This is a genomic window from Actinoplanes sp. CA-030573, assembly GCF_050951115.1.
Taxonomy (GTDB): Bacteria; Actinomycetota; Actinomycetes; order Mycobacteriales; family Micromonosporaceae; genus Actinoplanes.
The window spans coordinates 3344910-3369546 of sequence record NZ_CP192038.1 but is presented as its reverse complement, the minus strand read 5'-3'; the positions used below and the strand labels follow the sequence as shown (position 1 = coordinate 3369546).

The window sequence follows — 24637 nt, the reverse complement described above, 5'->3', positions numbered from 1 at the left end:
AGCAACGCTTTTCTGCAAGTGAGCGAGAGCGCTCACGCGAACTTGTTGGCCTCCCCGGACGTGCATAAATATATAGCGGCCGGAACGCGAATCTGACGGCAGTTTTGATTTCGTTAATCGGAACGCGTCATGACACCTCGCTTCTTGGCCGATGCTCTTCGCTCACCGGAGAATTTCCTCGTGGACGGGGAAAGAGATGCCGGTTTCCTCACGTGTGGAGTTCACGTCGCGCCCTCAGATGTGACGTACTGGAGAAGGACGATGGACAGGTTAGTCAAGACCCTCCTCTTATTGCCGCTGGTGGCGTTCTTCGCCGTCGTGGGCTGCAGCGACAGAAAGCCTGAAACGACCACGCCGACGCCCGTTTCTTCAGGTCCCGCCATTGGGGTAATACTTCCGGACCGCGTCACGTCGCAGCGCTGGACGGACTTCGATCCCGTCTTCCTTGCGAAAGCTTTCACGAAGGCCGGCGTGGCGGCGGACATTCAAAATGCCGAGGGCAGTCCGGCGCGCTTCGTCCAAATCGGCGAACAGATGATAGCGCGTCGTGTCAAAGTTTTGATTACCGCCAGCCTCGACAGTGAAAGCGGCAGCCGGGTCGTCCGGCTTGCCAAGAGCAAAGGAATCTACACGATCGACTACGATCGCCTTACCGTCGGCGGTGGCGCGGACTATTATGTGAGCTTCGACAACGTCCTTGTCGGAGTTCTCCAAGGTCAGGCGTTGCTCAAATGCTTGGCGGAACGAAAGCTTGTAGATCCAATTGTCTCCGAACTTCACGGCTCGCCCTCCGACAACAACGCCGCCCTATACCGGCAAGGGTACGATTCGGTATTGCAGCCGCAGTACGACAATGCGCAGATGCTGAAGGGCCCGGACCAGAGCGTTCCGGACTGGAATACCGACGAGGCCCGCAAAATCTTCACTCAGATGTTGGACCAACAACCGCGAATTCGGGGTGTGGTCGCTGCGAACGACGGTATAGCCAACGCAGTAATCGGTGTTCTTCGCGCTCGCGGTCTCGCCGGAGCGGTGCCCGTGACGGGACAGGACGCAACGATCGGCGGCCTGCAGAACGTTCTACGCGGTTGGCAATGCATGACCGTCTACAAGTCAATCGAGCCGGAGTCAGATGCAGCTGCTGCCCTTGCGATCGGTCTCCTGCAAGGTCACACCCCGAAAGTTCTCGGTAAAGTCAAGGACGAGGAGACCGGAGCATACATTCCCGCGATTCTGCTTCCGTCGCGGGTCATCTACCGAAGTAACATCAAGCTTGTTCTTGACGACGGCCTTGTGTCGCGCCAGCAGCTGTGCGTCCGCGATGTTCAAAAGCTGTGTGACAAATATCTTTCGTGAAACCTGCTAAGACAAAAACGAGCTCTTCGATCAAGAGATGACTACGGCGAGAAGTTGCATGATTGTCCGCCTATAATGGAAAGAGGAACAATGCCACGTCAGGGAGAAGACGCAAGGCTTTCGCGGCGGCGTGTACTGCAAGGATCGGCAGCCGCGATCGCCGCGGCTGCTGCCGGTCCGATTCTGCTCGGCCGATCAGCAGCCGCGTCAGAACCGGTTGCTCCGATCGACAGCACAACACTAAAGACCTTGGTGCCGCAGATCGATCTGACATCCCAACCGAGCTGGGTCACGCTCAGCAATCGTGCCTGGCAGATTGGGTCCACCAATATTCAGAAGGGCACTGCCCAAAACGGCTTCGCGGCCCGCTACATGGACGAGGGCTTCAACGACCGCGTTTTTCTGTGGGACAGTTGCTTTATGTCGATGTGGGCACGCTGGGCCCCTGACACCTTCCCTGGCATCCAAAGTCTGGACAACTTTTACGGCAAACGACTTACGACCGGATCGAACGTCGGCTTCTGGGACCGTGAACTGAAAGAAGTTGACGGTTCGTGGGTGTGGTACCCGGATCCTTCGAATCCTCCGCCGGCAGGCGCGCGCTCAAATAACAACACTAACCCGCCACTCGAAGCATACGCGGAATGGCTCTACTACACCCTCACCGGCGACGTAAAGCGGCTTACCACGGTACTTCCGGCGCTCACGTCACATTTCTATTGGATCAAGTCACATCGGCGCAACGCGAATGGCCTGTACTGGACGACCCTGTTGGCCTCGGGGATGGACAATTCACCACGGACAGGTTCTGGCCTGTCGTGGATTGATCTGTCCGCACAACAAGCTCTCAATGCGCGGAGCATCGCTCGCATCGCGAGGGCCATAGGCACTGCTGACGCTAAAAGCATCGCAAACACGTTCGATACGGAATATGAGGCTCTCAAGAAGCTGATTAATGATCACATGTGGGACGACAGAAGCGGCTTCTACTATGACATCCGACCAGACGGCTCGTTCACCAACGTCAAGACGATCGGCACTTTCTGGACCATGCTGGCGGGAATCCCGGACGCTGCCCGAGCAGAGCGACTAGTCGGCCACCTTCGCAACCAGGCGGAGTTCGCGCGTCCCCACTCCTTCCCGTCGTTGTCGGCTGACAACGGATCCTATTCGAAGTTTGGAAGCTATTGGCGCGGTGGAGTCTGGGCCCCTACCACCATGATGGTAATCGACGGACTGCAGGCGTACGGTTATTCTGCTGATGCGTCGAAGGCTGCACGCAACCATGTGTCAAATATGGTTGCGGTGTATAATTCTTCCGGTCCCCAGTGGGGTGCTGGACAAATCTGGGAAGCTTATGCTCCTGAAGTTGTCGCGCCTGCGACGAACGGTGGCGGATACGCGCGCCCCAACTTTGTGGGATGGAGCGGCGTTGGCCCGATCGACCTCTTCTACCGGTACATCCTCGGTATTCAACCTGATGCTCCGTCCAACACAATATCGTGGCGCCTCGAGACAATCCAGAAGCACGGGCTGAGCAACCTTCGCTTCGGAGGAAAGACAGAGAAGGGTACCAAAACGGTCAGTCTGAATGCTTCAGCGCGGGCGAACCTATACTCGCCGGTCACCGTATCGGTCGAAGCTACTAACGTTGACGCCGCTCATCCCCTCACCCTGAAGCTGGACACCACGCGGTCAATTGTTACACGGACGATCACTGCACCCGGCAAATACACTTTCTCGAATCTGCTCTAGCGCCGCCTCCGAAGGTCTGAAGTCGGCTGATCTGTTTATGCTGTCCCTCCGACGAGGAGAAGTAGCCGAAGTGCTGGCTCGATCAACCTTCTTGGGCGGCCAATTGTCCTTCCGGAAACCTCCGGCTGGCTTGAGGCCGCCCACCTACGGCGTCGTGTAATGGGTGTCTAGCGACGACTCGAATGGTTGCCGCGTCGCTGTTGATCTCTTGCTGGGGTCAATGCTGGCGGCCACAAGTTGGGCGGCCTTATTGATCTGTTCGCGTCGCCCATCGAATGGCCGAATACCGCCGTTTTTGGCGAGGTCGCCCTATCGAGATGTTCGCTGGCACTCCGGGCGCACATGGGACGCTTGCAAATGCGGCTTCAGGATTCGACAGCGCGCTTCTCAGCGCAAGAATGCAGTCAAGTTGCTCGGGATTGGGCCACCCCGCGACACAAGCTCATAGAATGGCGCCTGCAACGTCGATACGTCGGTGCCGCGTCGCGCTCCGGGAGGATCGCTCAAATCCGATTCACCGACTACAAGAAGATTGTCCCTACTATGCTACCTTGCCCTGTTCGATGCGCGTCACCCCTTTTACATTGCATGGACACCTATAATGGTCGAAGTTCCGGCGGAATCACAAGATAATGGTTGTTTCTGAGCATCGAACCTGGCGACACTATTGTCTTGAATTCGCGCACGTGGGCACCCCGGCCATCCCTCTCTCGAGCGCATCGCGCTGGAGACGGGCCGGGGGACGGAGCATTCTCCGCCGGAGCAAATCGTTATCGCAAGCCGCCCACGGTGGTCAACTCACCGAGGCTGGTGACGGCGCCGACGCGGAAGTCGCCCCGCCAGCGCAACACTCCGCATCCAATCGTAGCCACCTGAAGTTCCAAGGAGACTTCTGAAAGCCATTCAGTTCGCGCAGTTCGGCACGACTGCGGAACTAGAGCTGGTCGACATCGATGCACCCGAACCCAGGCCGGGCCAGGTTCGCGTGCAGGTGCGGGCAGCGGGAGTGAACGCCCTCGACAGCAAGATCCGTTCAGGTGCGCTGCAAGCGATGTTCCCGGTCACGCCGCCGGTTGTTCCCGGCAACGAAATCGCCGGGATCGTGGACGCCGTCGGTGAGGGCGTTCAGCAATTCGCTGTCGGCGACGGCGTTTTCGGCTGGTCGGAGACTGGGAGCTACGCCGAATTCGCGCTGGCCGCCGCCACCATGGTCACCATTAGGCCCGCCGACCTGCCGATGGAGCGGGCGGCTGCTTTGCCGACAGCGGTCGAGACCTCCGAGCGGGTCCTCGACCTGCTCGGGGTCAAGGCCGGCGAGACGGTAGTGCTGCACGGTGCGGCGGGGGCGGTCGGCACCATCGCCGTCCAGCTCGCCATCACGCGGGGCGCCCGCGTGATTGCTACCGCCGGCCCCGCAAATCAGGATTACCTCACTGCGCTCGGCGCCACCGCCACCGTGTACGGCGACGGGCTCGTCGAACGGATCCGGACACTATCTCCCGATGGTGTCGATGCAGTCTTCGACATCGCAGGTAAGGGTGCCCTCGAGGACTCAATCGTTCTGCGGGGTGGGACCGACCGCATCGTCACCATCGCCGACTTCCGGGCACGTCAGCTCGGCATTACCTTCTCGGCCGGCTCCAGCTCGCGCCCGATGCAGCGCCTCGCGGAAGTCGCCCGCGAGGCGGCCGATGGCGCCCTCGTTACCACCGTGACCACGTATCCCCTTGACCAAGCCGCAGCCGCCCAAGACGCCAGCGACACTGGCCATGCCCGCGGCAAGCTCGTCCTCACCGTCAACTAGGAATGTTCACCACGGCGACGGGGTGGGTCGCAGCGGGATTGCGACCGGCAGCGCCATGCCGTCGAGTGCGGTATTACCCCGCCTCAAACGCCATCACGCTGCCGGCTGCCCACATTGACAAGTCGGCCGCGCTTTAAAGCCACACGGAAGCTGAGACGGATGCTGCGTTATCAGCCGCCTCGACCGGCCGCAGCAGGTCAGGCCCAGAGTTCTTCCACGGTGACAGCTAACGCTGCGGCGATCTTGATGGCCAGGAATACTGATGGCGCGTAATCGCCGGCTTCCATGGAAACGATCGTCTGGCGGCTGACGTTGACCGTGTCGGCCACATGCTGCTGACTTAGGCCCAGAGCGTTTCGGTGTGCGCGGATGCGGGCCCCAGTGGCGTGCGCGTGCTCGAGCGGGGCGCGCACCGGACCGCCGGAGCGCGGTGTCACCGCTACGTTTCCGCTGTGCGGTGAACGCGCTGCCGACGACGGCTCGCCACGTCGACGGCCACCATGGACGACGCTGCGACGAAAAGCCCCATCCCGAGGCGCAGGTACAACTGCATTTCGGCGTGGCGGCCCGTCAACGCGATGAAGAAAGCCAGCATCGGCGCCGTCGTGATGGCGAGGCTCACCGATGTCTGCATCGTCCAGGGACCGGTGTTCATCCGCACTCGGCCCCGCAGCCCGTAGAGCAGAAGGAGCGGGACGGGCGCCACCACCGCCGCGAACACGATCAGCAGGTACTGGTTGATGCTCCCGTGGGTGGTCCAGGACAGGACGGTCAACGTCCACAGCACTGTTTGCCACTGCACACCGTTGGTAAGGACCGTGCCTTCCTAGTACCGGTGCCGTTCCTGTTCGTCGCCATAGACGCCGGAGCCGCTCCGGTCAAGGGCCCAGTCGACGAAGCGACCGAGGAGAGACGGTTGCATCCTGCGCTGCTTACGGTTTGTCATAGTCGCACCTTACTGACAAGTCCACTTGTCGACAAGACTACTTGACATTGTTGCCAAACGCGGACGGGGCGGACGCCTGGCCACCCGCGGCGTGCGCCGCTGATACCGACCCGCAGTAACACTTCAGTGGCGCCGCACCCGGATCGCGCAGACTGATGGACGGCCGGCGGGTCCTCCGCGTCAACGGGCATGCGGGTGTCCTCGCCTTCGGACATACCAGCGGATGCCGTCGCGGGTGAGAACGTCGCGGTTGGCCCACCAGACGACGGCGACGAACAGCAGTTGGAACGGCACGCGGATCCAGTCGATGACGTTGGGGCCTCCGGGGCTGACATAACTACCAGCCTCGACAGCGCCATACCAGTTGCCCGGCCAAACCACCAACAGCAGCGCGAGGAGCCCGACGGCGGCGTACCGTCGGATGCTAGCCGGCGTGAGCAGTCCGATTGCCGCGGCAAGGAACAACCCCCCGGTGACGATGATGATGGCGTCGCGCGCCGGCAGGAAGTCCTGTACCTGCGGGTGGAAAAGGTGGGGTCGATCAAGTGCATGATGCCCGCGGTGCCGAAGAACACCGCCAGGGCAATTCGCAGAATGAAGCGGACGGTGGACATGGGGTTCTCCTGTTCAGTGCCGGTGGCGGGGACGTGGGATGCTGCTGATAGTGAACGGGGGAACGCCGGGCTTCCCGGCCAGCACCTTGTCCAGTTGCGAGTTGGTGACCAGCAGCCGGAAGCCGGTCACCGCGACGCTGGTGGGGACGTCGAAACTCGGGTCGGTGATCGTGGTGGCCACGCGGGCGCGGCGGGCGTCGAGGCTCAGGTGCAGCACGGCAATCTGCTCATCGACGTTGCGGACGACGTACAGGGTGTGCCCGGTCAGGGTGAGCCCGTCGGCGTTGCGCAGCGTGACACCGCCGGTGTCGACTGTGGTGATGGCACCGGTGCTGGTGTCGACGCGGTACAGCACGCCGGTGGTGTTCTGCACGAAGACCAGTGTCCGGCCGTTGTTGAGGGCCACGATGCCGTTGGCGGCCGGCCGGTCAGGCAGGCCGTAGGGCACGCTCGGGGACAGGTCGACCCATGGTGAGAGGACCAGTGGTGGGTCGTGCCGGACCTGCGCAGCGGTGATGTGCCACAGCGTCGGCCGGAACGAATCGGTGGCGTAGACGTCACCGCGGCCGGTCACAACGAGGTCGTTGATCAGGCCGCCGGCGCCGGTGGTGAAGCGGCGGATCAGGCGGTGCGTGGTCAGGTCGAAGACAGTGATGGTGCCCTCGAAGGCACCCGCGATATACAGCCGACCGTTGGCGGCCTTGATCCCGGTCGGATTATTCGGGACGCCGTCGGCGGCGGTCAGGAACACCTGCGCCGTCGACTGGTTTGGACGGCCGCGGTAGATGATGGCGTTCTGGTTGCCGGAGACGTAGTAGAAGCCCCCACGGATGTCGTAATCGATGCTTTCCGGAAAGGCGGTTTCGCCCGGTACGACGATCGTCGATGAGCAGGAGGCGCGAGCCGCCGTCACCTCGAACCGTGGCGCGGGGGCGGCCGGGGTGGTTGCTGATGAAGCTGTGGCGACGGTAAGGGCAAGCACGGGCGCCGTCAGGAGCAATGCCCCACGTTGGATGCTTCGCGATCTCATCGTTCTCCCTTCAGACCACCCGACTGGGCACGCACGGGTCTGGCGCTGCCAGCAGGGCGGGAGCGCGCGGTCGGGGCGGTGTTCGCGTCGCGATGGCGACGTAATGAGCTTGCGGGCCACGGCCCGAATCCGGAAGGAGGCTCTTTTTCCTGAACAGGTCAGGTGGGTATGACTACGTCGGAGCAGTCGACGCGGTGGTGGTCACCCGAACCCCGAAGAACCTCGACCGAGTCGGCGGCATGCTCACGCCGGTGGTAATGGCCGGTCAGGCCGGCACACTGTGATGCTGCGTCGGGACGAGCGTGGTCGTGCATCTGCGGGTATCGCTGTGCCTCTGTGCTGTGCTGAGCAGTAGTTGCGACCGAAGCGTCGGAGGATCGGACGTTCGGATGGGCGGCACGGTGACGCTTGGTGGCACCGACGAGCCGGAGGAACGTCTCCAGGTGTGGGGTATTTTTCCGGTGCTGGTGAGTGCGATTCGCCCCTACGATGCTCTCGTTGAGGGGCGGGATGGGCGTTGCCGAGGAAATTCGGGACCCTCCCGGTCAGTGCGTGAGGAGAGCCAGCGCATGTTTGGTATCGTCGGTCGCCGTGGCCGGCACCGGTTGGCGCCGGTCGTTCTCGCCGCTGCCGGCAAACTTGGTTGGCCGGCTGAGATCGAGCGTGGGCAGCCGCGCTCGATCTTGGTGGATTGGCGCCCGGAGCAGCCCGCAGAGCCGATTGCGCGTATCGACCTCGACCAGATCTCGCGTCTTGTCGACTCCGACGACGCCGACTCTTCGATCGGGACGCGCGAGGCCGACATGTGTGCCGCACTGCTGGGCTTGCGTGACCTCCACGAACAGGGCGACGTGGTGCGGCGGATGTCATGGTTGGATGCTGCGCCGCTGCTGCGCTCCGTCCTGGCGGGCGAGTTGGTGGAGGGCGACGAGGTACACCGCGTGGTGGCACCCGGTCTGCTGGAGACCATCGTCGTAGCGATGCCTGCCGGCGACATCCCGATCGCGGCGGCCGACGTCCGCCGGTGGGCCCGCTCCCCGGACGAGATTCTGCGGGTCGCTCGTGGGGCGGCGGACTTCGCGATCAAGGACCTTCGGGGCGAGTGGATCAGAGATCTTCCCGACACGCCACCGTTGATGCTGATCGAGGGCGAGCAGACCTGCACGAGTGCCGCGGCGATGCACGCCGAGGACTGGCTGGGCATCCCCGCTGGTGGTGTCATCGTCGCCGTCCCCGATGCCCACCATGTCATCGCCGCGGCATTCCCGAAGAGCTCGATGTCCGAGCTGACCCGCGGATTGGGTGCGCTGGCCGCCTTCGTTCTGCAGATGCACGAGAACGGGCATCAGCCGGTCAGTCCGTCGCTCTATTACAGTCTGAAGGGGCGGTTAAGTCTTCTCGGGACGGCCGTTCGTGGTCGCCGAGACCTCACGCTGCGGCTCTGCGACGCGGTGCTACCGTTGCTGACCGGCACGACGCCCTGAATGGCTGTCCCGTCTGGCGTCGTCGGAGAATGCAAATAATGCCGCCAGCGTCACAGAGCCGAACGCTCGATTGGGCGATCACCGAAGCGTCATGCTAGCGCCTTCCCGACCACCCGTCGGCATCCAAAGCCGACGGCACATAACCGGCCGCATACGGCTGCGGCCGGGATCGAGTGTGCTGACCTTGAAGTTGACCCTGGCGTGAAGCGGGAATTTGCTGATCTACGATGATCAGCGGTTGGAGTGAACGGATGCGCATCTTCTCCAGACGGCGTCAACAAGGGCCTGAGCAACCGGACGCCGAGCGAGCGGTGGCCGAGAAAACCAGTATGCTCTCGTGGAGCGAAGCTCTCCCTCGATTGCGGACCCAGCTCGCGCCCTACCATGGCCGCTCCGAGCAAGCGCTTATACGCCCTGTGTCTCGAGGCGACGTGGCGGAACAGGTCGTCATCGACCTGCCGATGTCCATCCACCCTGTGACCAAAACTCAATTCCTGTCCCGGGGAGTCGACGAAGATGCGGTCTTCACCGCTGCCCGGGAAAGCGTCCGACGTTATGTACCGGTCAACGCACACCGCTACCACTTGACCGACGCACCCGAGTACGAGCTTGTTTATCTGACCGGCAGCGACTACTACACCTCGGCGTATGCCGTCATGCTCGACTCGGTGTGCGAGATTGAGCGTCGCGGCTGCCTGGTGGCTGCGCCAGCCGCATCTTTGGTGATAGCCACGACATTGGACCCTGACCGTAGCTTGATCAGATCCGGACATTGGCTGCGCACGCCCGATCTCTCTACGGCTTGGCGGCAACCGAAACGGGCGACCCGCTCACAACGAATGTCTACCATTTTCTGGATCATCAGATCCACCAAGTCACTAGCCCAGCCGAGCCGCGAGACCCCGTAGAGTGCATCCTGACCCCCACGCCATGACGCTCGGCCACTGACCAAGCCGCGCAAGCCACATCGTGGCGTTCGTCGTGGCCTTCCCATGTGGTGGTCCGGCAGCATCAGCGCGACCCGTACGGCAGAGGCCCAGACGTACTTCTCACTCCATCCGAGCACCGGTCTCCGCAGGCCGGCGACGGCCCAAAAGTTCGCGTTCCGAGGATCGGTGAACGCGCGTGCTGCCGCCGGACTCAAAGAGTGCAGCGGGTGATGCTCGGTGAGAGCCTCCTCGGAATCGTGGGTAAGCATAGCGCGCGCACCCGAGTCATAACGTTCTCGAACTGCCGTTGATCGGAGCCGGGTGGGCAGCAGCCATGCTGGTGACCCGCTTACTAACCGACCTTTGATATCCAGCCGAACCCGACGGCCGTGCAGGCCATACGTCAATGAGGCGATCCTGGTCCCGTGCGTGTTGACCGCCAGATTGCGGATCGGCTCAATACCGAAAAGCCGCCCGCGGACGCGACGTCGTCGATCCGAGCCGGAGTCAGCGGTTGACCGCCGCGGCGAATGATCCCGGCGCGGCCTTCAGGAGCACCGGTGGGGCGGAGGCCGCCAGGACGAACTGGGGCCCCCGGCCCGGCGGATCGGTGATTGCCTGCCGGTAACGACATGCGCCGTCCGTGCTTCCTGATGGTGTCAATCAACTTCATCCGCCAGGCCGAGTAGTTCGCTATTCACCACACCTGATTGGCGTATCCAAGGATCGGCGGGTAGGCAGTCGTGACGGGTTTCGCGGTAGATTAGTTTGCCGGTGTGGTCCGTATAGCAGTGCGTGTCCCGCTGCAATGCGAAAATGGCTTTACGGCGGAATTCTTGACCAGTGGAACCGTATCTGACGAGTGCAGCGGCGGGGGTGACGTCGTCGTTTCGGGAGATCAACCCGAAGGTGCCGTTGTCTATTCGGGCCGCGGTGGTCTGTCCGTCCCCGTGTTCGAGAACCAAGTGATCAACACGAGGGCTGACTCGTCCCGTTGCCTGGACCCATCCATGGTCTTCCTCGGACGACGTCATGCCCAGTATCTGGACGGGTCCGGGCAGCCAATCGCGGTGCGGCCAGAGCTCACCGCCCACACCGGCCTCCCTTTCGCCGGCAGTCAAATACGCACTGCATTCCATGTACCCGGCCTGGTTGAGGAACAGAAACCCGGCCACGTTGCCTTGCCGATACGCGAGGGCGACGTCGGCTGCCGTTACGGCAAAAAACTTAGGGCCTGGCGCTCCTCATGTCGGGGTTTCATAAACTCAATGCAATCACCTATCACGTCGTGAAAGGTGGGGTTCAGCTCCACGGCACTCATCGCAAGGATCTGCAGACGGTCGGTACGTCCGGTCATATTGATCACGGCGAGTCCGCCGAGCACTGTCAGCACTGCGGCGGGCACGATCAGCAGCCGTCGCCGGCGCGGCCCCGGGCGCGGGCCTTGCGCCATGACCAGCAGCGCAGGCGGATGCGAGCCGCCGCCGTCGGCGGCAGATCCCGCTCGGCGGAGGTTTGAGCAAGTCACTCATCATCGTTCCTCCGTGACGCGATGGAACCAAGCTTCCTGGTGAGTCGTTTCCGGGCGCGGTTTACTCGGGATCGGACCGCAACTTCGGATATCCCTAATGCCGCGGCCGCCTCCGAATAGCCAACGCCGGACCATAGGCACATCGCAACGGCTTCACGTTCGGCGCGTGGCAGACCCCTTACCGCAGCTAGTACGGCAGCCGCCGTTCGTTAGGTGACCTCGGATCCCGCGGGAACGAGGACGGCCACCGCATGATCGTCTGTGCGTTGTGGACACAACATCAGACCTTGCGGTGGCCGAGGGCCACAGCTTAGAGCCTGCCCGCTGGCGACGAACCATCGACCTGGTGACCAGTTCGTGGGCCGGTTCGCCCGGGTCGAGCCCCGCCAGGCGGCCGCCGGCTTTCGTCACCGGCCTACTCGCGGACTTTCAGATCAAGACGTGCTGGCAGTTGGCCGAGCAGGCCGGGCACGGCCGGCCGGATGCGATGCAGCGACTGCTCTACCGAGCGAAATGGGACGCCGACGCGGTGCGTGACGACCTGCGGCAGGTCGTCGTCGACCGGTTCGGTGACCGGGACGGGGTCCTGGTGGTTGACGAGACCGGGGATCTGAAGAAAGGCGTGCACACCGTCGGTGTCCAACGCCAGTACACCGGTACCGTGGGGCGGATCGAGAACGCTCAGGTCGGCGTGTTCCTGGCCTACGCGAGCAGACACGGCCACACCCTGATCGACCGGCGGGTCTACCTGCCGAAATCCTGGACCGACGACCGCTGGCGATGTGAACTGGCCGGGATCCCGGACGACATCGGGTTCGCCACCCGATCCGAGCTGGCCGACGTCATGATCACCGCCGCCGTGAAAGCCCTGGTCCCGGCCCGATGGGTCGCCGCGGACGAGGCCTACGGCAACAACACCAGGCTGCGTGGTGAGCTGCGCAGACTGCGTCTCGATTACGTCCTGGCGGTCTCCTGCGATCACCTCGTGCCGATCGACGCAGCTAAGACCCGCTGCCGCGCCGACCAGTTGGCCGCGAACTTGCCGGCCGCGGCATGGACCCGGCGAAGTGCCGGTGACGGGTCGAAAGGGCCACGGTTCTACGACTGGGCCTGGCTGGCCGACGTCGGTGCCGACGGTGACCCGGACGACGATGGCCGGCACAGTCTGCTCATCCGCCGCAACCATACGACCGGTGAGATGGCGTTCTACCGCTGCTGGGCGCCAGGGCCGGTCACTGTCGCCCAACTTGTCCGGGTGACCGGAGTTCGTTGGATCGTGGAGGAGTCGTTTCAGGCCGGAAAGGGCCAGGTCGGCGTGGACCAGCACCAAGTCCGCCGCTGGACGTCCTGGCACCGATTCACCACCCTCGCGCTGGCCGCCCTCGCGGTCTTCGCGATCTGCGCCGCCGACCCCCGCAGCCCAGACCACCGCGCTCAGCCCGACATGATCGACCTGACCGTCAACGAGATCCGCCGCTTGATCAACGCCCTGCTGATCCGGCCGACTCGCAGCATCGCCCACCGTTTGCGCTGGTCAAACTGGCGACGCCGGCACCAGGCACGAGCCAGACGAACCCACTATGCTCGTCGGCTCAGCCTCGAAACTCAGCCATGATCACGAATGGCGGCTGCCGTACTAGGACCTTGCCCATTGAGCGTTCATCGTCCACCCGGCCTACGACGTCGTCAGCGGGGTCGATGTGGTGTTCTGCGGGTATTCGCCCGACCAGGGCCCGCAGTCGGCGAGCTGATCGCCATTCGCTACGAACGTGGTTGCCGGCCACGACAAGAAGCCAAGGCAACGCCGTCGTATGTGCCAGCCGCACGGTGCCACGTTTGCGCCACGCCGCGAGAAACGTCGCCTGCGTGACATCCTCCGCCGTACTCCACGAACCGCACAGCCGAAAGGCATGTTTGTACACGGCACGGGAATGCCGGTCGAACAGCGCGCCAAACGCCGATTCATCCCCGCAGGCAACTGCGGCCCACCCACAGGTCCTCGTCGGTCGGCTCGGTTTGCGTCATCACATTCTTCTATTGCCGGCAGGCCCCCATCCGTGGCAGGAAGATTCCGGCGACCATGCGCTGCCCGTCTGGTCGCCGCGGCGAGGCGGCACGCCGTCTTCAAGAGCGCCGTGGCCGTGGGGGCAACTGCGATCGGGGTCGCTGCGGCCAGTCGACCGGATTCACGGCTGGCGAAAGCGACATCAATCGACCGGCCGCTATGTGTTACTGCGTCTACTACGGGCTCCGCTGTCGACTGCGGTTGGGACGGTCCGGCATTGTAGCTGGGCAATGTCCTGCTGGGCAAGGACCACGTCCATGCCACTAAACCTCGACATCTGGCCCATCCGCGAGAGCTAACCGGACTTCGACACCGCTGATTGGCGACCGGCAATCGCATCAGCACGCCTTCGGCGTTCGCTCGACCCAATGCCATGTATGCGCTTCTCCAAAGTGTCCGGGTACTCGGCGGCTGGCTGAGGTGGGCGATGCCTGTGTCGATGCAACTCGTCGAAGCGGATCAAGCCTCATCGCCGTGGCCGGTACGTCTGGGACGCATTAGGTTGTGCTTGTGGCTGCGCCTTCGGAGAATATCAGAGCCTTCGCGGGAAAACATACCCGCTTGAGGGATCGAGATATCGGAATTCTGTCGAGATATCGTGAACATCTTCTGTGAGCGCTGGGACTGCAGGGGCTAACGACAAGTTGGGAGTGCCCGGTGTCTCGTAGGCGTCCCAGCCGCCGAGGACGCGCTGGAAAGATTGTCCGGCAGCGCCGAATTCTTGCTGGATGGAGTCTCGGAGAGCTGCATCAGTTCCGTTGGCGTAAGCAGCGGGATAAAACAGTGTCTGGGCGACGCCGTTGATGGTGTGTCCAGTCCCGGCCGCGGAGTTCAGCAGCGCAGATACGGCCCGGTCGTGGAGGCTGAGTTGTGGCTGGTGCATGGCGTCGTAGAGCGCGCGCTGTTGACCGTCGATAGTGCGGGCTGCATCATCTATCGCGGTTTCCGATGTTCCTGGGAGCATTCCGCTGAGCGCGAGATCGAGCACGGCTTTGCCCCCGCGCGTTCCCGCGTGGAGGAGGTCGGCGGAGCTTCCGTCGCCGGGGCCCTCGCTGGATAACAGGTAATAGTTGAGTGCGCCGATGTCGGCGGCAACCCAGCGGCCGGTGTTGTGGGGCACGGACCACACCAGGTCGCTCTTATCGGGGGGTTCGGGTCCCAGGAGGACCTCGGAGCCGACGCTCTGAACGAACGGCAGACCGAGAGCCAGCCCGGCGGTGGCCCAGTCCAACTTCTTGCCAGTGCTGGCCTGCTGAACGAATTGCTCAAGCGAGACGGGCACGGTGACGCCCAGACCGAGCGCCGCGGAACGGCTCAGCACCGCCGCCCAGTATCTGTTGTTGTTGGTGTCTGTCGGTGACGGCCCTGCCACCAGCAGGTCGGACAGCTGACTGAAGCCGTTCACGGTCGCGGGGATCATCGCCATGGTCGGTACAGCAAGCCCCGAGTTCAGCGCCAATTTCCCCTGACTCCACTGACTCACCGTGCCTGATGCCCAGTCCAGTGCGGCGGGTGCGCCGCTGTTAATGCCCAGGGTGCTCAGGTAGTTGACCGTGTCGTTGTCGGAGAAGTACACATTGGTGTTCAGCGGGTTGAGGGCGCCGCCTAGGGCGATGTCCGAGGCGATACTACGTGGCTGTCCCTGACCTGATTGTTGGAGCGCCAGACCGGGGGTCATGGCGACCTCCTCACCGGCGATGAAAACGGTGTCGGTGTTCAAGCGGAACTTCGCGCCGAGAGTAGTACTGAAGGGAACGGCCATCGCAGCGTACCCGGCGCTGGTCGCTGGAACGTAGAACTGCGACTGCAGGTCGTAGGGCTGCGTATCGCCTCCGAACAGCCCTTGCAGACTACGCGCCGGCGCCCATGGGTTGACGGCGCCGAAGTCAGACCGGAATGTGCGTGCCCCGACGGAGATGTTCAGCCGCAGCGCTGCCTTGTTGAGCGTGGCCGCACATTCCAGCAAAGCCAGATCGGTGTCCTGCTCCACTACTTCGGCCGATCGCAGCGCCGTATCCCCCAGCGCTTTGACCGCCGCCTGCACATCGTTGCGGATTTTTTTGCACTGGCTTTCCAGCCTCATCATTCCCTGCACTGAGGCAGCCGCGGCCGCGATGCACTTCTGCTGGCTCGTGTTCCCCGCTTCCGCGGCCGCCCGGGCGTCAGCCTTGAAGCGAGCGATGATGTCATCCATCCGCACGACGGCATCCCGCAGCGCCTCAGCTGACTGCCACTGCGCTCGAGCAGCAGCGGAGCAGGCCGCCGCTAGTTGCTGCATCTGCCCGGAGAAGTCCGCCATGGTGGCCCGGAATCCATCAGCCGACGGCGCATTCCAATGGGCCAGAACCGCTGATGCGTGTCCCGCCAGCACGGACGTCCGCGACCCGGCGGCGTCCGCCCGGGTCTGAAAGACCTCGCCGACTGCGTCGATGGCGCCGACATCACCGGTCATCGCTTTGCGGTACTTCACCAGTTTCGCGAGATACGCGTTCGCCACGCCCGGGACATCAATCGTGGATGTCGTCATCGCTGTTCTCCACTCATCGCGCTATGGTCCGGTGCGATGCACAGGCTGGGGTGTACCGAACACGTGCGGGTCGAGTAGGCCCGCACCAAAAGGAGTTTCGGCGGCCGGCGACAGATGCTCTACCACCTGAGCAACCCCTCCTATATTAACGGCGATAGCCTCATCACGGCTGACAGAGCTATTGGCCGCGGACGGCACAGCCTCCGACATGAAGCCCGCCGCCTGCATCGCTTGGTTGAAACTGAATGTGAGTGCCTGTTGCGCGTTCCGTGTCGCCGCCGCAACGACCGCCGACGATCGGATGGTGCCGAAGATGTCACCGGAAACGTCGGTACCTTCTAGGGCGGCAGCGTCACCACCGAATTCCTCGGCGATGCCTCGCGCCGGGCCCCCGAAACTCAACAGGGCTGAAGGTTCGACCTCGAAAGAAACCATGAACTGCTTACCTCACTCATCCGACGACGACCGAACTTGCCACCTCACCCACGGACCCTGCCCGCGGCTTCACGCGCTGTGGAAGCCTGCTTCGCCGTCAAGAACTGCTGGAATGGCTTCAACGGCGACGTCCCAGACCTTGCGGTCCTCGACCAACCACGGCGGAAGGCGTCTGCCCCCCGCCATCCCGTCCGTCCCCGCGCCCATGGCACCCATCGCTCCCATGGCACCAATCGGCATCATCGGCATCATGGATGTGCCCGCCGAACGCGCGACTGAGGAACCCGCTGCCGCCGCGATGGTCGATGCCGCAGCCGAGCCCGACGACGACCCGGCGGATAGGACTGCATCGCCGACCGGTGCAGGCGCGGGTCCCCCACCGCCCCCGAGCGACGGCATTGATGCCTGCTTCGCGCCTTTGCTCGCGAGTTCTTTAGCCGCCGCTTTGGTGGCTGCCGACGTCTTGAGGCGTTGCGCGGCGGATCCGATACCTGCTCCTACCGCGCCGGCGACAGCCAGCAGGCCGGCGGAGTACATCGAACCGAACAGGGCGTTCGGCTGCTGAGGGGCGGCTTTGCCCTCGAGGGCTGCCGCTGCTGTCAAGGACAGCTGCTGGTGGGTTTCCGCCTGCTGTGGGGGGAGGTTCACCAGGACGGTGGCGTCGCTGTTGGCAGGTTGGGTGGTGATGACCGGCGCGTCTTCGGCTTTCGGGGTCTGCGGGAACGACGCTTCGGTGTCCGTGTAATTGGTGGCCAATGTTGTCATCACGCGGACCGCTTCACTGTTGGCGGCTGTGGACGCGGCCGTCTGTTGTTGCAGTGCGTTGATCTTCTGCACGAGCGCGGACCGGCCGGCCCTGTCGGTGGCTTCCCAGATCGCCGCGGCGGTGGACGTGGGGAGAGTTCCCGCGGCAAGAGCGACGACGGTGGGGTCAGTTTCGCTCACGACAACGGCGGCGGGCATGTGGGATTGGGCGGTGCGAAGGTCCTCGCTGGCGCGGTAAACCTGGTCACGCACCGCGAGGACGGCGTTCGCGCACGAGGTGATGCCGTCGGCGAGCTGCGACATCATCTGCTTGTACTGGTCCGCGGCGCCACCGGTCCAGAATGGTGCGAAGCGCGCCAGCTGGTCGGCGATCGCGTCGGCGCCGTCGTGGAGGTTGCGGCCCGCGTCATGCCAGGCGTCGCCGGTGCGGCGCAGAACCTCCGGACTGCCGGCGTTCACCATGCGGACGAGTTCGTGATGGCTGAATCGGGTGTAGTCGGTGAGAGCTGACATGGCATTCCTGTTCTCCCGCCGATGCCGTCCGGCTCGGCCTGAAGTCAAGAGGTCGATCGGACGTCGAGGGCGGCGCGTTTGTCACTTGCTTCGTAGCTGTCCGCTACGACGTCGGTGACCTGGCCTGCAAAGGCGATGGCGGCTTTTACCGTGCTGAGCAGTTTCACCATGTCGTCCAGGGTGGTGGTGTAGCGCAGCAGGAGGGTATTGGCTTCCGGGAAGTCACCGAAGGGTGCCTGCGAGCGCGTCGGGTCACTCATCTCGGCGATGGTGCGGTGCAGGACCGATATTTGATCCTCTAAGCGACGCCCGAAACTGCGCAATGAGTCCAGATGGACAGTGAAAGAGTGCCCTCGTGGTGGGTCCGACGAGTTGGCAAGGGTACCGGATGTATACACTCTGCTATCGGCTTTCCATTGAGGCAATCGCGTTTCACGGAATGCGCTAGGCGAATGCTGAGCTTTCCTGCACGGCTGTCGCCGAAGAACGACGGTGCCATCGGCGTCCGGTATGAGCTTCAAAGGGCCGGGCCACAGCCCGGCCCTTTGACGTCGCAGCGCAGATGCTATGCGGTCTGCCAGAGGTTCGCTCGGGCCATCTCATCCTGGTGCTGATCCAGCCCGGCATTGGTCGTGGCCTTGCTGAGCGCTAGAATGGACTGCTCGAATTCGTCGAGCATGCGGCGGGCTGTAACGAACGTCTGATCGGCGTACCCTCGGGAGGTGCCGTCCCAGGTTGCGAACATGGGCTTCATCTCGGCATACAGCGTGTCTGTGCACTGGCGGATACCGTTGAAAAGGCCGTGGAGGTGCTGACCGCCTTCGGCCAGATGATCGGTGTTGACGCTGATGTAGCTACCGTCGTTTGCTGCCATGTCTTCGTCCTCTATGAAAGTCGGATGGGTTGGGGCTAGCGGTTGAGGGCTCCGATAATGGCGCCTGAACCTCCGACGCCATCGAGCATTGCGGACGCGGACTTAATGGCATCCGAGGCGGCGAGGTCGCCTGCAGTCTTCGTCTTGCGCGTTTGGGCAATGAATTCGTGGAGCTGTTCGAACTTCTTCCGGAAGTGGACTTCCAGTTCGGCATGCCTCAGCATCGCCGCCTTGAATTGCCCACTCTGCTGCCCCTGATAGCTGGAAGAGCACAGTGTGCCCGCCAACACGCCCCTGGACTTCTTAAATTCGGTGGCCATGGTGTTCCGGGCCTCGAGGAAGGCGGTCTCCGCCTTACTGTAGGCGGCTTCATCACCGGTCTGACGCGCGCCACTAGATGGCGTCGGCTGGGAAGGGTTCAACATTACTGCTCCGATCTGCGACGGTTGACCAATGCGCCACCATGATGCTGCCTGCCGAAGCGGCATCGCTAGGTCACAACGTCCCCCACGATGAGGGGTACATTTACCGCTCAGCTGTCATTCGCGCGGGCATCCGAAGCGACGTGGATCAGTTGTGCGCCGCGACGGCGGGTGACCAGCGTCCCCCGTCCGGCAGGCAGCGGCGTGGCCCGGACCCCGAACAGCTGACCCTCTTCCGCATTGGTGGACAGCAGCAGCCCGGGTGCGCTGAGCTCACGCAGTTGAGCGAGGAGCGGGTCGTAGAGAGCCCGTCCGGCGCCTCCGCTGCGCCGCGCGACGATCAAATGCAGACCGATGTCGCGCGCGTGTGGGAGCAGCTCGACCAAGGGCAGCAGCGGGTTAGTGGCAGTGGCCGCGACCAGGTCGTAGTCGTCGACGACAAGGAACAATTCCGGCCCACGCCACCAGCTGCGGGCTTTGAGCTGCTCGGGGGTGACATCGGGGCCGGGTAGCCGGTTACGCATCGCCTGGACGACTTCGGCCACCATGCTGGTGAGGGCGGCCTCTCCCCCGGCATGTCCGAGTAGGTGAGGTCCGTCGAAGGCTCCCAGCAGCCCGCGGCGGTAGTCGGCGATGACCAGCCGAACCTGCTCAGGCGTGTAATGGCGAACGGTACCGGTTGCCAGGGTGTGCAGCACGGTGGTCTTACCGGACTCGGCATCGCCGAAGATCATCAAATGCGATTCGCTGCCGAACTCGACGTAGGCCGTTCCCAGGTCCACCTCGGCGACCCCGATGGGAACGTCGAGCCGGCCCTGGCGGGGAGCGTCCAACGCCGCGAGATCGAGCGTAGTCGGCAGAAGGCGCACCCGCGGGGCGACCGGTCCGTCCCAGGCGCCGGCGACCCGCGCGACCAGTTGTTGGACGCCGGTGGCCAGGTCATCGGTCGACGTTCGGTCGTCGATGCGGGGCAGGGCTGCCAGGAAGTGATGTTTGCTGCGGGTGATGCCTCTGCCGGGGCGGCCCTCGGGGACGGTGACGGCGGCGCGGCGGTCGACCTCGGAGTCGCTCGGGTCGCCCAGTCGCAGTTCAAGTCGGGTGCCGATCAGATCTCGTACCGCCGATCGCACATCGAACCACCGGTTGGCGGTCAGCACGACATGGATGCCGTAGCCGAGTCCGCGACGGGCGAGGGTGACGACCTGGTCCTCGAGGTGTTCGTAGAGTTCCCGGAAGTTCAGCCAGCCGTCGATGACCAGGAAGACATCGGCGAACAGCCGTCGTCCGTCCGGGTCGCGGGCGTGGCGGGCGGCCGCGATCGAGTCCAGCTGCAGGCGGGCGAATTCGGCCTCTCGTCGCGCGAGCAGTCCGCTGAGTTCGGCGATCAGACGTGAGCAGCGTTCGGCGTCGCGGGCGGCCGCCACGGCCCCGACGTGCGGCAGGTCCGCCAGCGGGGCCAGTGTTCCGCCGCCCAGGTCGACGCAGTAGATCTGTACCTCCAGCGGGGTGTGTGTCAGCGCCAGCGCGGTGAGCACGGTGCGCACGATGGTGCTTTTGCCGGTGCGGGGGGCACCGACCACGATCGCGTTTCCGGCCGCGCCGGACAGATCTGCCCAGAGCAGGTCCCGGCGTTGTTCGAAGGGCATGTCGATCACCCCCAGCGGGATCGCCAGCCGGCCGCGTCCTGGCCACCCGGCGGGCGTCAGTCCGTGTCCAGCCTCGTTGGCCAACGGCGGAAGGATCCGGTTGAGGGCCGGTGGTGTGGCCAACGGGGGAAGCCACACCCGGTGTGCGGCTGGACCGTCCCTGAGTCCGGAGATGATTGCGCCCAGGACGGTGTCGGCGAATTCAACGTGGTCGGATGTCGGTGCCGGCGTTGCGGCGACGGCCTTTGGTGTCTCGGGCAGGGGCCGGGAGGCCCGGTCGAGGTCGAAGAGGCGTACCTGTTGCTCCGGCGTACTCGGTTTGGTCTGGCCGCCGGTGGAACGGCGGGGCAGGGCGCCGGAGACATACGCTGCTTTGAACCGTACGAGGCTGGAGGTGTCGTGGCGTAGGAAGCCTGATCCAGGCACCGGGGGAAGTTGGTAGGCGTCGGGGACACCGAGTACTGACCGGCTTTCCGCGGCGGAGAACGTTTTAAGTCCGATGCGGTAGCTCAGGTGGCTTTCCAGTCCTCTCAGCCGGCCTTCTTCCAGTCGTTGCGAGGCCAGCAGCAGGTGCACGCCGAGACTTCGTCCGAGCCGGCCGATGGTGACGAACAGGTCGATGAACTCAGGCTGGTTGGTCAGCAGCTCGCTGAACTCGTCGATGATGACCAGCAGGCTGGGCAGCGGCTCGAGCGGGGTGCCGGCTGCGCGGGCGCGTTCGTAGTCACGGACGGAGGCGTAGCCGCCGACTCGGCGCAGCAGTTCCTGGCGGCGGATGAGTTCGCCGTTGAGGGCATCACGCATGCGGTCGACCAGCGTGAGGTCGTCGGCGAGGTTGGTGATGGTGGCGGAGGTGTGCGGGAGTTGGTCGAGACCGACGAAGGTGGCGCCGCCTTTGAAGTCGACCAGGACGAAGTTAAGGATTTCCGAGGAGTGGGTGACGGCCAGCCCGGCGACCAGGGTGCGCAGCAGTTCACTTTTGCCCGAGCCGGTGGCGCCGATGACCAGCCCGTGCGGGCCCATCCCGCCTTCTGCCGCTTCCTTGAGGTCCAGTTCGACCGGGGTGCCGCGCTGGTCGAGCCCGATGGGGATGCGCAGCCGGTAGCGGCGGGAGCGCAGCTGGCGCAGGTTTTCTTCAGTCATGGCACGGGGGTCGCCCATGCTGAGCAGATCGGGTAGTCCGAGGTTCTGGGTGAGCGAATCTTCGGTGGGACCGCGGCCGGGGCCGGGCAGGACGGCCAGATTCCGTGCCAAGGCGATGGCGGCCGCGTCGGAGGTCAGATCGGGGCGGCCAAGATATCGGATGCCGTCGAGGCCTTCGGAGCCCATCCGTTCGGCCTCGACGACGAATCGCAGCTCGCCGGGTCGAGCCGCCATCTGCGCGTCGAGGGCCAGAATCGTTACGCCGTCGAAGCCTTGATCGCGGTCCAGCACCGCATCGTTAATCTGGCCACCGTCGACGACCACGAGGATGTGGGGAAGGCTGGGGCGGGCAGACGTCGCGGCGAACGGCCCGCGTCCGGCGATCTCCTCGCTGAGCAGCGTCTCCAGCGTGCTCATCTGGTCGGCTACCAGCAGCCGCGGGCCCAGGGCTCCGGCGTGCTGAGCGTGTCGCAGATGGGGTAGCCATTTGAGCCAGTCCCAGTCGCCGCGCCGGTGGGGGGCGACGCACAGCGCGACGCGGACGTCCTCGGCGGTGTGAAAGGTGACGAGTTGGCAGATCAGAGTTCGCGCGGTGGCGAGGGTGACCGAGCGGGCGCCGACGAGCGTGACCCGCGCCGTCCCGCGCATGGACAGGGCCACGGGCAGGGCCGGAACGGTGACGTAGGTCCGTATGAAGTGTCGCAGCGACGTGGCAGTCATCGGGTCGAGGTCTTCCAACGGCGCTGTTTGCGGTGGCCGGAGCTCGGTGGACAGCAGCTGCGGTCCGGTGCCGATGCGTAGTTGCACGAAGTCGGGGTCGCCGGGTCGCCGTTCCCACAGCCGATCGCTGACGGCGATCGCGGCCAGGCTGTCGGGATCGGGGTGAGCCAGCAGCAGCGCGGCACGCTGGTGCAGCGCGTTGCGCCGGACCTGACGGCGTACGCTGCCCAGGTAGCGCAGATAATCCTTGCGTTCGTCGTTGATTTGCCGTTTCCGACCCGAGCCGCTTCGTCCTAGGGTGAACACGACCATGACGATCATGACGCCGGCGTAGAGCCCCCCGAAGATGACGACCATCGGGCCGCTGACGCGCCCGATGTACACGAAGCCCATGACGCCCATCATCAGCATCATCGGCAGTACCACCATCAGCTGGGTGCCCGCGTTCGCCGACGTACGCGGCAGCGTCGGCGGAGGTTGTAGTTGGATGTCCCCGCTGGGAGGCTTGGGAAGGATCATGCGTGGTGATCGCCGTGAACGCCGCGGTGTGCTGGTCACAACTGTCCTCCGGTCATTACTACGTGCACGTTCAGGTGGCGACGGCGAGCGCTGGCGGCGGAAAGCCGCACGCCTGCCGGGCGAAACAGGTGAAGAGGTGATGCAGTGACGTCTGCAGAGGCTGGCCGGGTGGCCGGCGCCGGCTCCCGGCGGGTCACGGTCGTGGCGCCGCACACGCGGGTTGATGTGGCGGTGCCGGCGCAGCTGACGATCGCCGAGTTGGTGCCGCAACTGGTGGGGCTGGCCGGTCTGCGCGACGACGACGCGGGCGGAACCGGCTGGCTGTTGTCACGGCTGGGTACCGGTGCACTCGACACGTCGGCGATGGTGGCGACCAGCGGCATCGTCGACGGCGACGTCCTGCACCTGACGCCACGCAACGCGCAACTGCCGCCGGCGGTTTTCGACGACGTGGTGGATGCCATCGCCGACAACGCGGAGCACTCGGCCGGCTCCTGGCGTCCAGCCGACACGGTCGTCACCGGTGCAGCCGTAGGGACGCTAAGCGGGGCAGCTGCGGTGGCGGCAGCATTGGCCGGTGGACCGCCGTGGTCCGCGGTCGCGTCGGTTCTGGCCGCCAGCGGTGTGCTCGCGCTGGTCGCCGGTGGCGTCCTGGTTCGCTCGCCCCGCCCTGCGACGGCGTTGGTGGGCGCGTTGCTGCAGTGGCTGTCGCTGGCCGCGTGCGGCCTGTCCGCAGTCCTGATCACCGCAGGCGATGTGCCGGTGAGCAGGTTCGGCGCGCCGGAACTGTTCGCCGGCACGTCGGCTGCGGCGCTGGTGGCGGCCGTGGCCGCGGCGCTCTCACGCCGGTATACCCGCGCGTTCCTCGCCACCGCCGCGGTCGCGCTCATCGCCATGATGACGACGGCGGCGTCGATGCGGTTCGCTGCGGTGATGGTCGCCGCGGTCGTGGTGTCGCTGTTGATGGCCTCAGGTTCGGCGCTGCCGGCTTTCGCGTTACGCCTGAGCCGGCTGACGCCGGCTCCGGTGCCGGCCGACATGGACTCGTTCCGATCCGGCGACGGTCCGGTGTACGACCACGATGTGGCCGAGCAGTCGGACCGGGCGAAGCGGTATCTCGACGTCCTCGAGGCGTCGCGATGCGCCGCGATTGCCGGTGGCGTCCTGCCGCTTGCGTTCACTGACGGCACGGCGGCGAAGGGGCTGGCGGCAGTGGTGGGGGTGGCGGCGGTGCTGCAGAGCAGGCAGGCTCGGGGGCGGTTCCAGCGGCGCACCGTTCTCGGAACGGGTCTGCTGGTTCTCGGACTCGCTGCGGCGACCATCGGAACGCACGTTCGGTGGCAGCCGCCGGCGGCCTTTGCCGCGTTCGGTGTCGTCACGGCGGCGATGGCGTTCGGTGTGACCGTGCGCGCGCCGCGCAATCGGCCGTCGCCGCGAGTGGCCCGGCTGTTGGACGCTGCGGAACTCATGGCACTCTCCGCCGTACTGCCCGTCGTCGGTCAAGTTCTCGGTCTTTACGGGTGGATTCGCGGTCTGAGCGGATGACATCCTGACCGTGG

22 protein-coding genes and 1 pseudogene are annotated in these 24637 nt (G+C 64.6%); 8 read left to right on the top strand and 15 right to left on the bottom strand.

Translation table 11 applies throughout. The features are described from left to right. Positions 1 to 261 precede the first annotated feature (261 nt). From ACQP2F_RS15700 to ACQP2F_RS15690, 3 genes are all read left to right on the top strand, one after another. Positions 262 to 1356, top strand: a complete 1095-nt coding sequence (locus tag ACQP2F_RS15700; protein ID WP_433304652.1) for a sugar ABC transporter substrate-binding protein — start codon at positions 262 to 264, stop codon at positions 1354 to 1356. A gap of 90 nt (positions 1357 to 1446) precedes the next feature. Next, a complete protein-coding gene (locus ACQP2F_RS15695; RefSeq protein WP_433304650.1) occupies positions 1447 to 3111 on the top strand; it encodes an MGH1-like glycoside hydrolase domain-containing protein in 1665 nt (554 codons plus the stop codon). Between the two features lie 1006 nt (positions 3112 to 4117). Next, the gene (locus ACQP2F_RS15690) at positions 4118 to 4915 is read left to right on the top strand and encodes an NADP-dependent oxidoreductase (RefSeq protein WP_433304648.1); all 798 of its coding nucleotides are present in this window, start codon (positions 4118 to 4120) and stop codon (positions 4913 to 4915) included. Positions 4916 to 5112: 197 nt separating this feature from the next. On the opposite strand, the gene ACQP2F_RS15685 is transcribed toward ACQP2F_RS15690, so the two are convergent. The 4 genes from ACQP2F_RS15685 to ACQP2F_RS15670 all read right to left on the bottom strand — a co-directional run bounded on the left by ACQP2F_RS15685 (position 5113) and on the right by ACQP2F_RS15670 (position 7625). Next, positions 5113 to 5244, bottom strand: a complete 132-nt coding sequence (locus ACQP2F_RS15685) for a helix-turn-helix domain-containing protein (protein WP_433304646.1) — start codon at positions 5242 to 5244, stop codon at positions 5113 to 5115. A 110-nt stretch (positions 5245 to 5354) separates the two neighbouring features. Continuing rightward, positions 5355 to 5690, bottom strand: coding sequence for a hypothetical protein (locus ACQP2F_RS15680; RefSeq protein WP_433304644.1), 336 nt, complete (start codon positions 5688 to 5690; stop codon positions 5355 to 5357). Between the two features lie 351 nt (positions 5691 to 6041). Beyond that, entirely contained in the window at positions 6042 to 6326 is a 285-nt protein-coding gene (locus tag ACQP2F_RS15675) for a hypothetical protein (RefSeq protein WP_433304642.1), read from the bottom strand. A 162-nt stretch (positions 6327 to 6488) separates the two neighbouring features. Further along, on the bottom strand, positions 6489 to 7625 hold the full coding sequence (locus tag ACQP2F_RS15670) for an SMP-30/gluconolactonase/LRE family protein (RefSeq protein WP_433304640.1): 1137 nt from the start codon (positions 7623 to 7625) through the stop codon (positions 6489 to 6491). Positions 7626 to 7894: 269 nt separating this feature from the next. On the opposite strand from ACQP2F_RS15670, the gene ACQP2F_RS15665 reads away from it, so the two are divergent. Together ACQP2F_RS15665 and ACQP2F_RS15660 are read left to right on the top strand one after the other, a co-directional pair. Further along, entirely contained in the window at positions 7895 to 8989 is a 1095-nt protein-coding gene (locus tag ACQP2F_RS15665; protein WP_433304639.1) for a hypothetical protein, read from the top strand. Positions 8990 to 9240: 251 nt separating this feature from the next. Then, a complete protein-coding gene (locus tag ACQP2F_RS15660) occupies positions 9241 to 9897 on the top strand; it encodes a hypothetical protein (RefSeq protein WP_433304637.1) in 657 nt (218 codons plus the stop codon). Between the two features lie 680 nt (positions 9898 to 10577). On the opposite strand, the gene ACQP2F_RS15655 is transcribed toward ACQP2F_RS15660, so the two are convergent. The 3 genes from ACQP2F_RS15655 to ACQP2F_RS15645 form a co-directional block, all read right to left on the bottom strand. Continuing rightward, positions 10578 to 11093 carry a hypothetical protein gene (locus ACQP2F_RS15655; RefSeq protein WP_433304635.1) on the bottom strand — a complete coding sequence of 172 codons (516 nt, stop codon included), beginning with the start codon at positions 11091 to 11093 and terminating at the stop codon, positions 10578 to 10580. 38 nt (positions 11094 to 11131) lie between these two features. Next, positions 11132 to 11371 carry a hypothetical protein gene (locus tag ACQP2F_RS15650; protein WP_433304633.1) on the bottom strand — a complete coding sequence of 80 codons (240 nt, stop codon included), beginning with the start codon at positions 11369 to 11371 and terminating at the stop codon, positions 11132 to 11134. Between the two features lie 71 nt (positions 11372 to 11442). Then, on the bottom strand, positions 11443 to 11592 hold the full coding sequence (locus ACQP2F_RS15645) for a sigma factor-like helix-turn-helix DNA-binding protein (RefSeq protein WP_433304632.1): 150 nt from the start codon (positions 11590 to 11592) through the stop codon (positions 11443 to 11445). A 181-nt stretch (positions 11593 to 11773) separates the two neighbouring features. Between ACQP2F_RS15645 and ACQP2F_RS15640 the strand changes: the two are divergent. After that, positions 11774 to 13064 (top strand): annotated as a pseudogene (locus tag ACQP2F_RS15640) (IS701 family transposase). Here ACQP2F_RS15640 and ACQP2F_RS15635 read toward each other — a convergent pair. The 8 genes from ACQP2F_RS15635 to eccCa form a co-directional block, all read right to left on the bottom strand. After that, complete coding sequence (locus ACQP2F_RS15635; protein ID WP_433304630.1) at positions 13042 to 13371, bottom strand: RNA polymerase sigma factor; 330 nt, start codon at positions 13369 to 13371, stop codon at positions 13042 to 13044. The pseudogene ACQP2F_RS15640 and the gene ACQP2F_RS15635 overlap by 23 nt on opposite strands. 675 nt (positions 13372 to 14046) lie before the next feature. Next, entirely contained in the window at positions 14047 to 16041 is a 1995-nt protein-coding gene (locus ACQP2F_RS15630; protein ID WP_433304628.1) for a hypothetical protein, read from the bottom strand. 21 nt (positions 16042 to 16062) lie between these two features. After that, entirely contained in the window at positions 16063 to 16476 is a 414-nt protein-coding gene (locus tag ACQP2F_RS15625; protein ID WP_433304626.1) for a hypothetical protein, read from the bottom strand. 69 nt (positions 16477 to 16545) lie between these two features. Beyond that, the gene (locus ACQP2F_RS15620) at positions 16546 to 17754 is read right to left on the bottom strand and encodes a WXG100 family type VII secretion target (RefSeq protein WP_433304624.1); all 1209 of its coding nucleotides are present in this window, start codon (positions 17752 to 17754) and stop codon (positions 16546 to 16548) included. 44 nt (positions 17755 to 17798) lie between these two features. Then, positions 17799 to 18014 carry a hypothetical protein gene (locus ACQP2F_RS15615; RefSeq protein WP_433304622.1) on the bottom strand — a complete coding sequence of 72 codons (216 nt, stop codon included), beginning with the start codon at positions 18012 to 18014 and terminating at the stop codon, positions 17799 to 17801. A gap of 305 nt (positions 18015 to 18319) precedes the next feature. After that, complete coding sequence (locus ACQP2F_RS15610; RefSeq protein ID WP_433304621.1) at positions 18320 to 18628, bottom strand: hypothetical protein; 309 nt, start codon at positions 18626 to 18628, stop codon at positions 18320 to 18322. 35 nt (positions 18629 to 18663) lie between these two features. After that, positions 18664 to 19053 (bottom strand): hypothetical protein, encoded by a 390-nt coding sequence (locus ACQP2F_RS15605; RefSeq protein ID WP_433304619.1) that lies wholly within the window; start codon positions 19051 to 19053, stop codon positions 18664 to 18666. A 107-nt stretch (positions 19054 to 19160) separates the two neighbouring features. Further along, a complete protein-coding gene (eccCa, locus tag ACQP2F_RS15600) occupies positions 19161 to 23078 on the bottom strand; it encodes a type VII secretion protein EccCa (protein ID WP_433304617.1) in 3918 nt (1305 codons plus the stop codon). Positions 23079 to 23080: 2 nt separating this feature from the next. On the opposite strand from eccCa, the gene ACQP2F_RS15595 reads away from it, so the two are divergent. Continuing rightward, positions 23081 to 23218, top strand: a complete 138-nt coding sequence (locus ACQP2F_RS15595; protein WP_433304616.1) for a hypothetical protein — start codon at positions 23081 to 23083, stop codon at positions 23216 to 23218. A 4-nt stretch (positions 23219 to 23222) separates the two neighbouring features. Continuing rightward, positions 23223 to 24623, top strand: a complete 1401-nt coding sequence (gene eccD / locus ACQP2F_RS15590; protein ID WP_433304614.1) for a type VII secretion integral membrane protein EccD — start codon at positions 23223 to 23225, stop codon at positions 24621 to 24623. Positions 24624 to 24637 lie beyond the last annotated feature (14 nt).